Genomic DNA, 14,590 nt, shown 5'->3' with positions numbered 1-14,590 from the left:
GAGAGATGGTCGTGAACGCGGCATCGAAACCAGAAAGGAGGAGACCAGGGTGGCTGACCAGTTAGCTGTACCGCCTGTACTTTCCGCAAACTATGCTTACTTCTTTGACCTCGACGGAACCCTCGCCGAAATCAAACCTCGTCCCGATCAGGTCTTTATTCCCACCGGGGTACTTACCCTGCTCAAACGTCTGGCCGAAATGAATCAGGGCGCGGTGGCGCTGGTATCGGGTCGCTCCATGAAAGAGCTGGATGCTATTGCATCCCCGCTGCATTTCCCGCTCGCCGGGGTGCATGGCGCACAGCGACGCGACTTCCAGGACAAAACGCACGAGATCGCCCTGCCGGAAGAGCAGGTTAAGCAGATGGAGCTGGAGCTGATCGCGGCGCTCGATCCCCTGAAGGGGACGGAGCTGGAGGCGAAAGGGATGGCGTTTGCGCTGCACTATCGTCAGGCCGTTCATCATGAAGAGGCTATCTTTGCGCTGGCAAAGGCGATGGAAGAGAAATATCCGAATTTAGCGCTGCAGCCGGGTAAATGCGTGGTAGAGCTGAAACCACGTGGTATCAATAAAGGAGCAGCAGTAGAAGCATTCATGCAGGAGCCGCCTTTTTGCGGGCGCAAACCTGTTTTCCTGGGAGACGACCTCACTGACGAGGCAGGCTTCAAGGTTGTGAATCGCCTTGATGGCGTATCCGTAAAGGTCGGTATTGGCGCGACGCAAGCGCAGTACCGCCTGGAAAGCGTCGCGGACGTTCATCAATGGCTCGAAAATATTACTGACCATCAACAACAAGAAGAAATGGCGTTAACTAACAGGAGAGATGGCTATGAGTCGCTTAGTCGTAGTATCTAATCGTATCGCACCGCCGGATGATAAAAAATCAAGCGCCGGTGGGCTGGCCGTCGGCATTATGGGTGCACTGAAAGGAACCGGCGGACTCTGGTTTGGCTGGAGCGGTGAGATTGGTAATGAAGATCAGCCGCTAAAGAAGGTTACCCACGGCAATATCACCTGGGCCTCATTTAACCTCAGCGAGCAGGATTATGATGAGTACTACAGCCAGTTTTCCAATGCCGTGCTGTGGCCCGCGTTCCATTACCGTCTTGATTTAGTGAAGTTCCAGCGTGAGGCCTGGGAGGGCTATCAGCGCGTGAACGCACTGCTGGCGGATAAGCTGGTGCCGCTGCTGGAAGAAGACGATATCCTCTGGATCCACGATTACCATCTGCTGCCGTTTGCCAATGAGCTGCGCCAGCGCGGCGTAAATAACCAGATTGGCTTCTTCCTGCATATTCCATTCCCGACGCCAGAAATCTTTAACGCACTGCCGCCGCATGCTGAACTGCTGGAGCAGCTGTGCGACTACGATCTGTTGGGCTTCCAGACTGAGAGCGACCGGGTGTCCTTCCTCGACAGCCTCTCCAGCCAAACACGCTTAACGGCCCGGGGCTACAAAACCCATACCGCATGGGGCAAAACCTTCCGTACCGAGGTCTATCCTATTGGGATTGAGCCGGAAGAGATTGCTCAGCAGGCCTCTGGCCCGCTGCCGCCGAAGCTGGCGCAGCTTAAAGCCGAGCTGGCAAACGTGAAAAACATCTTCTCCGTTGAGCGGCTGGACTACTCTAAGGGCCTGCCGGAACGTTTCCATGCTTATGAAACCCTGCTGGAGAAGTTCCCGCAGCACCACGGTAAAATCCGCTATACGCAGATTGCACCTACCTCGCGCGGCGAGGTTCAGGCCTACCAGGATATTCGTCATCAGCTGGAGACCGAAGCCGGACGTATTAACGGTAAATATGGTCAGCTGGGTTGGACACCGCTCTATTACCTCAACCAGCACTTCGATCGTAAGCTGCTGATGAAGGTCTTCCGCTACGCCGACGTGGGCCTGGTAACGCCTCTGCGTGACGGGATGAACCTCGTTGCTAAAGAGTACGTGGCGGCGCAGGATCCGGCTAACCCAGGCGTGCTGGTACTCTCTAAGTTTGCCGGTGCGGCGAACGAGCTGACTTCAGCGCTGCTGGTTAACCCATACGACCGTGACGATGTGGCTAATGCCATGAACCGGGCGCTGACCATGCCGCTGGCGGAGCGTATTTCTCGCCACGCCGACATGATGGATGTGATCAGAAAAAATGACATTCAGCACTGGCAGGAGAGGTTTATTGCCGATTTAAAGCGCATAGCGCCTCGTAATGCAGAGACCCTTCTGCAGAATAACGTGGCGACCTTCCCCAAGCTGGCGTAAACACGCCTGCGCTCCCGCTGCGGCGGGGGCGCTATTCATCTCTTAGCGGTACCAGCAGCACGTCAACCTTACTTGCTCCCACCACACCCTTAGCCGAACAGGCCGCCCGCGAAAAATAGCGCTGATTATGGTTACCATAAATAACCAGATCGATCCCGTCTCGCTCACAAAGATGAACAATATTCTCACTCAGCGCGCCTGAGGCAATAATCGTTTCAGCAATGGGATAATCGACTTGCGCAATGAGTTCATTCATAAACAGCTGCGTCTCCTCCTGCATGAGATCGCGCAGGTTTTCCATCATCGGCGCAGCAAACTGATTATATATTTCGGGATCGTGAGTGAGGGTAAGCAGACTAATGCGTGCTTGATAGGGACGGGCAATGGATACGGCTTTTTTAAGCAGTAAATGGCTTTCTGAGTTAACGGCAACCGCAACCAACAGATGAGAATAGCTCATATCTCGCTCCTTTATGGAGAATGAACCCTTGACGTATCTTTACCTTCTTTTTACAAAGCGTGCAAGCAAAAAAGTGTGACAAACCTGTGAACATTATCATAAATATTCACTAATTATTCCAGCGCATGGAATAGCGCCATCGGCTGATATGTTAACAAAATTGAACGACTTAATGGAAATTTGGCACATTATATTATGCATTGCTCGCGGTTCTTCACCAACTATTAACAAATTTGCAATCATTTTACAAGTTTGAGAAATAAGTTTAGCTGCGCTTTAATCTCCTGATTAATAATGATTTTTTTAAATAACCACACGCTTATAAAGCCAATGGCACCTTCAGGTGTCCTATAAAGTCCGAGGTCTGATGACTGGTCACCAGTTAACACATAAAACTGAATGACTATTCGCCGAAAAGGAATAGAAAAGGCCCTTCATTGTATAAAAAATGAACAATCACTAAGTCAAAAGTATGGATTTCTTTAAAATATTCACGTAAATTATGTGACCTAGATCACATTATTTCCAAATTATTCACCGCAGCCAATTGTATGTCCTACGGGTCACGAGTACAGTTGCGTCGATTTAAGAAAAATCTTAGTAAATTGTAAGAATTGATTGAAAGCGTGACGGAGAGAGGTGGCAGACAATGCGATCGCCGTCACGTAAAACAACTAAGTTCAAACGATGCATTTCGCCTTATCTTTTTTAATACCGGGTTTTTTTCCCGGCGACATCACGGGGTGCGGCTTGACCGCATAAGACACTAGTTGGTTATTCTGGATGGGAAAAATGCATACATCCGAGTTGCTGAAACATATTTATGACATCAACCTGTCATATTTACTGCTCGCACAGCGTTTGATTAGTCAAGATAAAGCCTCCGCTATGTTCCGTCTGGGCATGAGCGAAGAGATGGCATCTACCATGGGTGAGTTATCACTCCCGCAGATGGTGAAATTAGCTGAAACCAATCAGCTAATCTGTCAGTTCCGTTTCGACAGTCATCAAACCATTACCCGTCTGACGCAGGAGTCTCGCGTGGATGACCTCCAGCAGGTCCATACCGGTATTTTGCTCTCGACGCGTTTGCTCAATGAGAGCAACCAGGGTGCTGATGCAACGTCCCGGAAGAAAAGGGCTTAATAATGACTGAAAAGAGCATTGTCCAGGAAGCGCGTGATATTCAACTCGCGATGGAACTGATTACGCTGGGCGCGCGTTTGCAAATGCTGGAAAGCGAAACGCAGCTCAGCCGTGGCCGCCTCATCAAACTCTACAAAGAACTTCGTGGTAGCCCGCCGCCGAAAGGGATGCTCCCTTTTTCAACCGACTGGTTTATGACGTGGGAACAGAATATTCATGCCTCAATGTTCTGCAACGCCTGGCAATTTTTGCTCAAAACAGGCCTGTGCAGCGGCGTTGATGCGGTGATTAAAGCCTATCGCCTCTATCTGGAACAGTGCCCGCAGCCGGAAGAGGGGCCGTTGTTAGCCCTGACGCGTGCCTGGACATTAGTCCGTTTTGTTGAGAGCGGTATGCTGCAACTTTCAAGCTGCAACTGCTGCAACGGTAATTTTATTACCCATGCTCACCAGCCCGTTGGGAGTTTTGCCTGCAGTTTATGCCAGCCGCCGTCCAGGGCCGTAAAAAGACGTAAACTTTCCCCGGAAGCTGCCGATATTATTCCACAACTGCTGGATGAACAGATCAAACAGGCTGTTTAACGTAACGGCGTGGGTAACACTCCAGCAGCGGTAAGCAATTACCGCTGCTTTTTTTTGCCTCCCCGTTGGGTTAGACCCTAAGAAACTGTTTTTCCTTGCCTTAGTCAACAGCGGAAGGATGATGTCGTGCTGATCTTATTAGGTTACCTTGTTGTTCTCGGTACAGTCTTTGGCGGTTACATGATGACCGGCGGACACCTTGGGGCACTTTATCAACCGGCTGAGCTGATTATTATCGGCGGCGCGGGCGTGGGTGCGTTTATTGTGGGTAATAACGGCAAAGCCATCAAAGGAACGCTTAAGGCGCTTCCCTTGCTGTTTCGTCGCTCCAAATACACAAAAGCTGTCTACATGGATCTTCTGGCGCTGCTCTATCGCCTGATGGCCAAGTCGCGCCAGCAGGGGATGTTCTCCCTGGAGCGTGACATTGAGAATCCAAAAGAGAGCGAAATTTTTGCCAACTATCCGCGGATCCTTGCCGATCCGGTGATGCTGGAATTTATCGTCGACTATCTGCGCCTGATCATCAGCGGCAATATGAACACCTTCGAAATCGAAGCGCTGATGGACGAAGAGATCGAGACCCACGAGAGCGAAGCCGAAGTGCCAGCAAACAGCCTGGCCATGGTCGGCGACTCGCTGCCGGCGTTCGGTATCGTGGCGGCGGTCATGGGTGTGGTTCACGCCCTGGCCTCGGCGGATCGCCCGGCGGCTGAGCTGGGGGCACTGATCGCCCATGCGATGGTAGGGACCTTCCTCGGTATTCTGCTGGCCTACGGTTTTATCTCGCCGCTGGCAACCGTGCTGCGCCAGAAGAGCGCGGAAACCACCAAGATGATGCAGTGCGTCAAGATCACGCTGCTCTCCAACCTGAATGGCTATGCGCCACCGATTGCCGTTGAATTTGGCCGCAAAACGCTCTACTCCAGCGAGCGACCGTCCTTTATCGAACTGGATGAGCACGTCCGCGCGGTCCGTAACCCAAACCAGCAGACCACGACTGAGGACGCATGAAAAACCAGGCCCATCCTATTGTCGTTGTAAAACGGCGCAAGCATAAGGGGCACGGAGGCGGCTCGCACGGATCCTGGAAGATCGCCTACGCCGATTTTATGACGGCAATGATGGCATTCTTCCTGGTGATGTGGCTGATCTCTATCTCCAGTCCGAAAGAGCTGATCCAGATTGCGGAGTACTTCCGCACCCCGTTGGCGACCTCCATTGCCGGTGGCCCGCGGATCTCCAACAGCGATAGCCCCATTCCTGGCGGCGGCGATGACGTCACCCAGCAGAAAGGGGAGGTGCAGCGCCAGCCTAACGTCGAAGATCTACGCCAGAAGATGGAGCAGTCTCGTTTGAGCAAGCTGCGCGGCGATCTCGATCAGCTGATCGAGGCCGATCCAAAGCTGCGCGCGCTGCGTCCGCACCTGAAGATTGACCTGGTGCAGGAGGGGCTGCGTATTCAGATTATCGATAGCCAAAACCGACCGATGTTTAAAACCGGCAGCGCCGAGGTGGAGCCGTACATGCGCGATATCCTACGCGCGATTGCGCCGGTGCTAAATAACATTCCGAACCGTATCAGCCTCTCCGGCCACACCGATGACTTCCCGTATGCCAACGGCGAGCGCGGCTACAGCAACTGGGAGCTCTCTGCCGACCGTGCTAACGCCTCACGGCGCGAGCTGGTTGTAGGCGGGCTGGACGACGGGAAAGTGCTGCGCGTGGTCGGCATGGCCGCCACCATGCGCCTGAGCGACAAAGGATCTGATGACGCCATTAACCGTCGTATCAGTCTTTTAGTACTCAATAGACAAGCAGAACAGGCAATTCTGCACGAAAACGCCGAAAGCCAAAACGAGCCGGTAAGTGTATTACAACAGCCGGGGGCACAGCCTCAGGCGACCGTTCCCACATCGCCACAACCCGATCCGAGGTGATAGCGTGAGCATGGATATTAGCGATTTTTATCAGACGTTTTTTGATGAAGCTGACGAGTTGTTGGCTGACATGGAGCAACACCTGCTGGACCTGGTGCCGGAAGCGCCCGATTCAGAGCAGCTCAATGCCATCTTTCGTGCGGCTCACTCCATAAAGGGGGGAGCAGGCACGTTTGGCTTTACCATTTTGCAGGAGACCACGCACCTGATGGAAAACCTGCTGGATGAGGCCCGGCGCGGAGAGATGCAGCTCAATACCGACATTATTAACCTGTTTTTGGAAACCAAAGATATTATGCAGGAACAGCTCGACGCCTATAAAAGCTCGCAAGAGCCAGATGCTGCCAGCTTTGAGTATATCTGCAATGCGCTGCGCCAGCTGGCGCTGGAAGCGAAAGGCGAAGAGCCTTCCGCTGCGGCCGGTGGCGCTAAGCTGACCGTTGTCGATAATGCCCAGGCCGTCGCTGATACCGCGTCCGCCGCCGCGCCTGCGGCTGCAAACGATGGCAAACTGCGTATTGTCCTGTCGCGTCTGAAAGAGGGCGAAGTCAACCTGCTGGAAGACGAGCTGAAAAACCTGGCCACCCTTAGCGACGTCGTCAAAGGCGCGGATTCTCTGAGCGCGACGCTGGAAGGCGGCGTGAGTGAAGATGACCTGATTGCCGTGCTGTGCTTCGTGATCGAGCCGGATCAGATCAGCTTTACCGATGCGCCAGCAGCGGCCGCCGTCACCGAGGCTGCACCTGCTGCCCCGACGCCGGTCGCCCAGCCGGTAGTGGCTGCCCCGGTTGCAGCAAGCGCACCGCGCGAGCAGCCTGCCGCCCGTCAGGAGCGCGCTGAGAAACCGGCCCGCGTGAGCGAATCTACCAGCATCCGCGTTGCCGTTGAAAAAGTGGACCAGCTGATTAACCTGGTTGGCGAACTGGTGATCACCCAGTCGATGCTGGCCCAGCGTTCTAACGAACTGGATCCGGTCAACCATGGCGATCTGATCACCAGCATGGGTCAGCTACAGCGTAACGCCCGCGATCTGCAAGAGTCGGTGATGTCCATCCGTATGATGCCGATGGAGTACGTCTTTAGCCGCTTCCCGCGCCTGGTGCGCGACCTGGCGAGCAAGCTCAACAAACAGATCGAACTGACGCTGCTGGGCAGCTCGACCGAACTGGATAAGAGCCTGATCGAGCGCATTATTGACCCGTTAACGCACCTGGTGCGTAACAGCCTGGACCACGGCATTGAGCTACCAGATAACCGTGTTGCCGCTGGAAAATCCCCGGTTGGTAACCTGACCCTTTCCGCCGAGCATCAGGGCGGCAATATCTGTATCGAAGTGATCGATGACGGCGCAGGCCTCAACCGTGAGCGCATTCTGGCGAAAGCGGTATCGCAGGGCATGGCGGTGCATGAAAACATGACCGACGAAGAAGTTGGCATGCTGATCTTCGCCCCTGGCTTCTCCACCGCAGAGCAGGTGACCGACGTCTCCGGCCGCGGCGTGGGCATGGACGTGGTGAAACGTAACATCCAGGAGATGGGTGGCCACGTCGAGATCCAGTCGAAGCAGGGCGCAGGTACTACCATCCGCATTCTGCTGCCGCTGACGCTGGCGATCCTCGATGGCATGTCGGTGAAGGTGAGCGACGAGGTCTTTATCCTGCCGCTGAACGCGGTGATGGAGTCCCTGCAGCCGCGTGAAGAGGATCTGCATCCGCTAGCGGGCGGCGAGCGCGTGCTGGAAGTGCGCGGCGAATATCTGCCGCTGGTTGAGCTATGGAAAGTCTTTGACGTCGACGGCGCTAAAACAGAAGCGACAAAAGGCATCGTGGTGATCCTGCAAAGCGCAGGCCGCCGCTACGCGCTGCTGGTGGATCAGCTTATTGGTCAGCACCAGGTTGTCGTGAAGAACCTTGAGAGCAACTACCGTAAGGTGCCGGGCATCTCCGCTGCAACTATCCTCGGCGATGGCAGCGTGGCGCTGATCGTCGATGTGTCGGCGTTACAGGGATTAAACCGTGAGCAACGTGTGGCGTACACAGCCGCCTGATTTAGTTAAAAAGGTAAATATATGACCGGTATGAGTAATGTAACGAAACTGGCTGGTGAGCCATCGGGTCAGGAATTTCTGGTATTCACTTTAGGCGATGAAGAGTACGGCATCGATATCCTGAAAGTGCAGGAGATCCGCGGTTACGATCAGGTAACCCGTATTGCCAACACCCCGGACTTTATCAAAGGGGTAACTAACCTGCGCGGTGTGATTGTGCCCATCGTCGATCTGCGGGTTAAATTCAGCCAGCAGGACGTGGAGTATAACGATAACACCGTGGTGATCGTGCTTAATCTCGGGCAGCGCGTGGTCGGAATTGTGGTCGACGGCGTCTCTGATGTGCTGTCGCTGGCCTCCGATCAGATCCGTCCTGCGCCGGAGTTTGCCGTTACCCTGTCAACGGAATATCTCACCGGCCTCGGCGCGCTGGGTGATCGCATGCTGATCCTGGTCAACATCGAGAAGCTGCTGAACAGCGACGAGATGGCTCTGCTGGACAGCGCAACGGCGCACGTTGCCTAATGCTCCTCAACGCTCCCGGCCCCGGGAGCGTTTTTTTAACCCCGTTTCATGCCGCTTTTTCATTACTCATTAATAACCTTTAAGCTTTGCTAAAACCGAGAATGCAACACCAGACAATACATTGTGAAGCAGATCACGCGATAATGAATATATCATTCCCGTTGCACTTTGTTACGAGCTGTTAACAACGTTAATGCTTTGAAAGATAATGCAATTTTGTGTCAATACGCCGATGGTTTGAGCAGGCCTTTACAGGGTGGTTCTTTGCAACCCCGTAAGCTAAATTTCTGTTAATCCTGCTTTTTCACTGAGGCGACAATATGAACAGAAAAATCCTCCTCGTTTTGGCAAGCGGTGCGCTGGCTCTGGCCGGAAACGCCCATGCGGTAACCAGCAGTGGGACCATCAACGCAACGCTGACCTTAACCAACGGCTGCCTGATCAACGGCTCGCCGAACCAGAGCGGCATTAACTTCGGCTCTCTGGACTTCGGTACTCATCCCGCTACCTTCTCCGAGCTAACCACGCAGCTCACCGGGGCTAACGGCGGCAACAGCTTTGCTATTCAGTGCACCACCGACACCTATACCGTGCAGATCACCGGCACCACCAATACCGTAGCGCCTGCCACGGTGGTAGGCACGCCAGGCACGCCAGCACGCTATTTGGTTAACACCGCTAATGCAACTCAGGGCGTAGCCTACAGCCTCTACAGCGACAGCGGCTTCAGTAACGTCATCGCCAACAACGCTCCGCTGCCGGTGGCCTCGACGGCCGGCGGCGTGAATAACTACACCCTCTTTGGCCGCATCCAGGGGGGTGGCAACAGCGTAACCGTTGTCCCTGGTACCTACTCCGATACGATAAACGTGAGCGTGATCTACTGACGCCAGCGCAATGAAGCCTGAGGGAGTCGACACGCTCCCGGCGCCTGGCCGAAGCATGCTGCGCATCGTCTTCGGTTTGGGGCTGCTGGGGTGGGCAGGGAGCGCCACCGCGCTGACGGTCAGCACCCAGTCATTTCAGGTTGGAGCAACCATTGCGGCAGGATGCTCGGTAGTCAGCGGCAGCGGCGGCCTGCTCGGCTCTCTGGACTTCGGGAGTCGCAGCGGCGTGGCAAGCGGTCAGGTCACGACCAGCTTTGTGCCCAACAGCGCGCTCTCTCTCGCCTGCACCCCTGGAGTGGCGTTAAGCATGAGTATCAACGGCGGTCTGAACTACGGGACCGTGCGCAACATGCAGCGCAGCGGGGGCACGGATCGCGTGCCATACCGACTCTATCGCAGCAGCACGCTGGCGGCCAACACGGAAATTGGCGTTAACCAGCCGTTCTCGATCACCTACAGCGATAGCAACAATATCGCGCTGACGCTGTTTGGCGCGGCGCAGCTCACGGGGTTTAGCCCCGCAGGAAATTATACCGATCAACTGACCGTAACGTTGTCCTGGTAAGGTCATACAGGGAGAAGGATCATGAAAACCATTATGGGCCGGAGCCTAATAGCAGGTGCCCTGCTGGCGCTAACGGGTATGACGCAGCAGGCACAGGCGGCAGCCACCATTCTACTCTGGCCAATCGATCCCTGGCTGGCCGCCGATGCGAAAGCGACCGAGCTGTGGATCCAGAATCAGGGGAATACGCCGACAACGATGCAGGTGCGCATCATGCGCTGGACCCAGGAGGGCGGGCATGAACGCTATCAGGCCCAGCAGGACGTGGTCGCCAGCCCGCCGATTGTGCGGATCGATAAAGGCGGCAAACAGCTGATTCGCCTGATCAAGCAGAGCCAGGTTCCCGCCGGTATTGAGCAAGGCTACCGGATCATTGTGGATGAGATCCCCCAGCCCGCAAGCAACGACACGCCGCAGATTGGCCTGAAAATTCAGATGCGCTACTCCATTCCGCTGTTTGTCTACGGCCAGGGCGTGGAGACCACCACCGAGGGGGCCAACCATGCCTTGGTTAACGCCCGGGATCTGAGCTGGCGGGTGATCCGCGAAGGGGGGAAACCTGCTCTGGAGGTACGCAACCGCAGCGATGTGCACGTGCGCCTGAGCCAGGTTAGCATTCAGCAGGGCAGCCAGCGGCGCGAGCTGGCCGACGGCCTGCTGGGGTACGTGCTGCCGGGCGGGGCGCGCAGCTGGCCGCTCCCCTCTGGGCTGAGCAATCCGACGACCATGACGGCGACGATTAATGCCAGGGATACCAAATGGCAGTCGTCTCCCGCAAACTGATCCTGCCGCTGATGATGCTGCTGGGGGGAGTGACGGATGCGCTGGCAGAGGAGGGGGATGATGCTCTCCCGCCGCCCCCGGATGCGCAGGCTATTAACGCTCAGGCGGTCTTCCATCTTTCGCTGGTGGTTAACTATTACGATACCGAACTCGTGGTGCCCGTTACGCGGCGTCAGGGGAACTATATCGTTGCCAACAGCGACCTGCAGCGGGCCGGGATCCCCGCCGAGCACCTGCCACCTGGCGACGTTGACCTCTCGACGCTGGCCGACGTTCGCACTGAATATGACAGCAATCGCCAGCGGCTGCTGCTGTTTGTGCCTCGGGAGTGGGTCGGGGATCGCGCCACCTCCTTTAGCGGCGAAACCGCGCGGACCAAACCGCACTACGGGCGGGGAGCGCTGCTCAACTACGACGTTTATACCAGCAGCACCGAGCACGCCGGCAGCCAGGCCTCCCTGTGGCATGAATTTCGCTACTTCGACAGCAACGCGGTGTTCTCCTCCACCGGCACGCTGCGGGAATATCTCTCCGGCAACGCCGGGCAAAACCAGGGCTATACCCGCTACGACACCACGCTGCTGTTTACCAATGAGGATGATGCCACCGAGTGGCAGCTGGGAGACGTTATCTCCGACTCGCTGAACTGGAGCAGCAGCGTGCGCATGGGCGGGATCCGCTACGGACGTGACTTCTCCCTGCGCCCGGATCTGGTCACCTGGCCGCTACCGGCCTTTACCGGCGAAGCAGCGGTGCCGACGGCGGTAGATGTCTTTATCAACGGCTACCGGGCCGGATCCACCCAGCTTCAGCCTGGCCCTTTTACCCTGACCAATCTGCCCTATATTAACGGGGCGGGGGATGCGGTGCTGGTCACCACCGATGCGCTGGGCCGACAGGTCAGCACCACGCTGCCGTTCTACGTCTCCAGCGACGTGTTGAAGAGCGGCATTACCGATGGGGCCGTCACCCTCGGCAGCCTGCGACGTAACTACGGCATTGACGACTTCAACTATGGTCCGGCGGCGGGCAGCGGCTCTCTGCGCTATGGGGTAACGGACTATTTCACCTTTGAAGGCCATGGTGAAGCCGCAGAAGAGCTGACCCTCGGCGGCGCGGGCGGGGTGGTAAAGCTGGGCCAGTACGGCGTGGTGAACTCGTCATGGACGGAGAGCCGGATGCGCGGCAGCAGCGGCAGCCAGTTCAACTGGGGCTACCAGTACAGCACCAGCGTCTTCAGCATCGCCACCCAGCACACCCGCCGCGAGCGCGGCTTTGGCAACCTGGCCCTCTACGATCAGACCATCGTTTACGATGACGATCGCCAGCCGCTGGCGACCCTGAGCCGCAATACCGATCAATATTCGCTGACCTTTAACATGGGCGACTATGGCAACGTCGGCGCGGCCTGGATTGGCGTCCGCAGCTTCGATAACCAGAAGACCGAGCTGCTGAACCTCTCGTGGAGCCGTAATTTGTGGGGCAGCAGCAGCCTCTACCTGGCGGCCAGCCACGATAAGCAGCGGGACGACTGGAGCTTTGCGATGTCGCTGCAAATTCCCATCGGCGAGCGGGACAGTGCGGCCATCAGCATAGAGAAAACCCCGGACGCGGGCACCAGCCAGCGCATCAACTATAACCACGCGATGCCTACCGACGGCGGCTTCGGCTGGAATATGGCCTTTGCCCGCCAGCCGCAATCGGATAACTATCAGCAGGCCACGCTCAACTGGCGCAACAACAGCGTGGAATTACAGGGAGGCGGCTACGGCGAGTCAGGCATGATGACCTGGTGGGGAGAGGCGCTGGGTTCGCTGGTGCTGATGGACGGCCAGCTTTTTGCGGCTAACAAGATCAACGATGCCTTTGTGGTGGTTAGCACCGGCGGCAATGCCAACGTGCCGGTAAGCTATGAGAACCAGCCGGTAGGTAAGACCAACGACAAAGGCTATCTGCTGGTGAGCGGCGTCTCGGCGTACTATCCCGCCAGCTACAGTATCAATACCCTCAATCTGCCAGCCGATACGCGCCTGAAGGAGACCGAGCGACGGATCGCCCTGCGCCGCCAGAGTGGCTACCTGGTGGAGTTCCCGATGGAGCAGGAGCGGGTCGCCAGCGTGATCCTGCACGATGCCCAGGGACACGCCCTACCGGTGGGCAGCCAGGTCTACCGGGAAGGCCGCTCTCCGACGCCGGTGGGCTATGACGGCATCGCCTTTTTGGAAAACCTCAGCGACGTGAACGCCCTGCGGGTGAGCACGCCTGATAATCGCACCTGCTATGCCCGCCTGACGATTGGCGCAAATCCCGATCATAAATTACAGACCTACGGGCCGCTTACCTGTGAGGAGAGACGCTGATGCGCCGCGCAATTATGCTTTTTCTGCTGCTGATGGGATGCAGCCCGCTGGCGTGGTCGGCCTGTACGGTGACGCCCACCAACGGCGTTTTTGGTACCGTCACTTCGTTTGCGCTAAACAGCACCGAGCAGGAGATCAGCGGCAGCCTGACGGTTCAGTGCGATGCGGTGCTGCTGAATTTACTTACGGGCAACGCAATCACCATGCAGCTGAGCAGCGCCAGCGCCGCGGTCAGCAACCGGGCGATCCTGCGCCGGGTGGATAACCCGGCCAGCACCGATACCATCCCGGTGCGGCTGTGCGGGGCCGCGGGGTGCAATAACAACAGCGAGACGCTAATTGGCGGCAGCTACACCTGGAGCGGAAACGCGCTGCTCGATCTGCTGAATACCCGGCGTATTGTCCTGCCGATCTATTTTCGCACCCTCTCCGGGCAGACTGTGGCGGCGGGCCAGTACCAGGCCACCTTTAACCTTAACGTCACCTATAACATCTGCTCGCTGGGCCTGCTTGGCGGCTGCGGCTCGTGGCAGACCGGCACCGTGCCCGTCGCCGTGACGGCGACTATCAGCATTACCAACGACTGCATCACCATTACCGCGCCAAACGTCAACTTCGGCAGTGCGCCGCTGGTTAAAAACTTCCCGGCGGTGGCGCAGGGCGTTGCGGTGACCTGCACCAAAGGCAGCGTCTATAGCGTAGGGATCAACAACGGCAGCAACGCCAGCGGCAACGTGCGCAATATGGCCTCGGGCAATAATCGCTTAAGCTACGAGATCTACAAAGGCAGCACCAGCGCACGTTGGGGCAGCAGCGGCACCGAACGCTGGGCCAGCAGCGCCTCGTCACTGCTTAGCGCCAACGGCCTGGTGCGTACCTATAACTATACGGCCCGGGTGCTTACTACCCAGTCGACGCCGCCCGCCGGAACCTACAGCGATACGGTGGTGGTGGATATCGCCTTTTAATCAGTTAGGTGCGTAGCGGATTATTTCCCTTTCGCAAATGTAAAGTTCCCGCCCCACATGCCGATAACACCGT

14 protein-coding genes are annotated in these 14,590 nt (G+C 56.6%); 13 read left to right on the top strand and 1 reads right to left on the bottom strand.

The genetic code is table 11. The annotated features are described in order from the left end of the window. Nucleotides 1-49: 49 nt before the first annotated feature. Both otsB and otsA read left to right on the top strand, forming a co-directional pair. On the top strand, nucleotides 50-856 hold the full coding sequence (otsB, locus tag EV102420_RS09900; protein WP_042391465.1) for a trehalose-phosphatase: 807 nt from the start codon (nucleotides 50-52) through the stop codon (nucleotides 854-856). Then, on the top strand, nucleotides 831-2,255 hold the full coding sequence (gene otsA, locus EV102420_RS09895; protein ID WP_042391397.1) for an alpha,alpha-trehalose-phosphate synthase: 1,425 nt from the start codon (nucleotides 831-833) through the stop codon (nucleotides 2,253-2,255). The genes otsB and otsA overlap by 26 nt, the downstream gene beginning before the upstream one ends. Before the next feature lie 31 nt (nucleotides 2,256-2,286). Here the strand turns inward: otsA and uspC are convergent, their stop codons facing one another. Next, nucleotides 2,287-2,715, bottom strand: a complete 429-nt coding sequence (gene uspC / locus EV102420_RS09890; protein WP_042391396.1) for a universal stress protein UspC — start codon at nucleotides 2,713-2,715, stop codon at nucleotides 2,287-2,289. Between the two features lie 792 nt (nucleotides 2,716-3,507). Between uspC and flhD the strand changes: the two genes are divergently transcribed. From flhD to EV102420_RS09835, 11 genes are all read left to right on the top strand, one after another. Further along, complete coding sequence (flhD, locus tag EV102420_RS09885; protein ID WP_217996436.1) at nucleotides 3,508-3,861, top strand: flagellar transcriptional regulator FlhD; 354 nt, start codon at nucleotides 3,508-3,510, stop codon at nucleotides 3,859-3,861. Between the two features lie 2 nt (nucleotides 3,862-3,863). Beyond that, nucleotides 3,864-4,442 carry a flagellar transcriptional regulator FlhC gene (flhC, locus tag EV102420_RS09880; RefSeq protein ID WP_042391394.1) on the top strand — a complete coding sequence of 193 codons (579 nt, stop codon included), beginning with the start codon at nucleotides 3,864-3,866 and terminating at the stop codon, nucleotides 4,440-4,442. 126 nt (nucleotides 4,443-4,568) lie between these two features. Further along, nucleotides 4,569-5,456, top strand: coding sequence for a flagellar motor stator protein MotA (motA, locus tag EV102420_RS09875; RefSeq protein ID WP_042391392.1), 888 nt, complete (start codon nucleotides 4,569-4,571; stop codon nucleotides 5,454-5,456). Beyond that, on the top strand, nucleotides 5,453-6,382 hold the full coding sequence (gene motB, locus EV102420_RS09870) for a flagellar motor protein MotB (protein WP_042391391.1): 930 nt from the start codon (nucleotides 5,453-5,455) through the stop codon (nucleotides 6,380-6,382). The genes motA and motB overlap by 4 nt, the downstream gene beginning before the upstream one ends. A gap of 4 nt (nucleotides 6,383-6,386) precedes the next feature. Then, nucleotides 6,387-8,429 carry a chemotaxis protein CheA gene (cheA, locus tag EV102420_RS09865; protein ID WP_042391390.1) on the top strand — a complete coding sequence of 681 codons (2,043 nt, stop codon included), beginning with the start codon at nucleotides 6,387-6,389 and terminating at the stop codon, nucleotides 8,427-8,429. Between the two features lie 21 nt (nucleotides 8,430-8,450). Beyond that, nucleotides 8,451-8,954 carry a chemotaxis protein CheW gene (gene cheW / locus EV102420_RS09860; protein ID WP_042391389.1) on the top strand — a complete coding sequence of 168 codons (504 nt, stop codon included), beginning with the start codon at nucleotides 8,451-8,453 and terminating at the stop codon, nucleotides 8,952-8,954. 320 nt (nucleotides 8,955-9,274) lie between these two features. Continuing rightward, entirely contained in the window at nucleotides 9,275-9,841 is a 567-nt protein-coding gene (locus tag EV102420_RS09855) for a Csu type fimbrial protein (protein WP_042391388.1), read from the top strand. A 55-nt stretch (nucleotides 9,842-9,896) separates the two neighbouring features. Continuing rightward, nucleotides 9,897-10,406 carry a Csu type fimbrial protein gene (locus EV102420_RS09850; protein WP_042391387.1) on the top strand — a complete coding sequence of 170 codons (510 nt, stop codon included), beginning with the start codon at nucleotides 9,897-9,899 and terminating at the stop codon, nucleotides 10,404-10,406. Between the two features lie 21 nt (nucleotides 10,407-10,427). Continuing rightward, entirely contained in the window at nucleotides 10,428-11,189 is a 762-nt protein-coding gene (locus EV102420_RS09845) for a fimbrial biogenesis chaperone (RefSeq protein ID WP_042391385.1), read from the top strand. Continuing rightward, nucleotides 11,165-13,549 carry a fimbria/pilus outer membrane usher protein gene (locus EV102420_RS09840; protein WP_042391384.1) on the top strand — a complete coding sequence of 795 codons (2,385 nt, stop codon included), beginning with the start codon at nucleotides 11,165-11,167 and terminating at the stop codon, nucleotides 13,547-13,549. Before EV102420_RS09845 ends, EV102420_RS09840 begins: the two co-directional genes overlap by 25 nt. After that, nucleotides 13,549-14,517 carry a Csu type fimbrial protein gene (locus tag EV102420_RS09835; RefSeq protein WP_042391383.1) on the top strand — a complete coding sequence of 323 codons (969 nt, stop codon included), beginning with the start codon at nucleotides 13,549-13,551 and terminating at the stop codon, nucleotides 14,515-14,517. The genes EV102420_RS09840 and EV102420_RS09835 overlap by 1 nt, the downstream gene beginning before the upstream one ends. The last annotated feature ends 73 nt before the right edge of the window (nucleotides 14,518-14,590 follow it).

The organism is Pseudescherichia vulneris NBRC 102420, assembly GCF_000759795.1.
Lineage (GTDB): Bacteria > Pseudomonadota > Gammaproteobacteria > Enterobacterales > Enterobacteriaceae > Pseudescherichia > Pseudescherichia vulneris.
The sequence above is the reverse complement of the archived record's forward strand: the minus strand, read 5'-3'. Positions and strand labels throughout refer to the sequence as shown.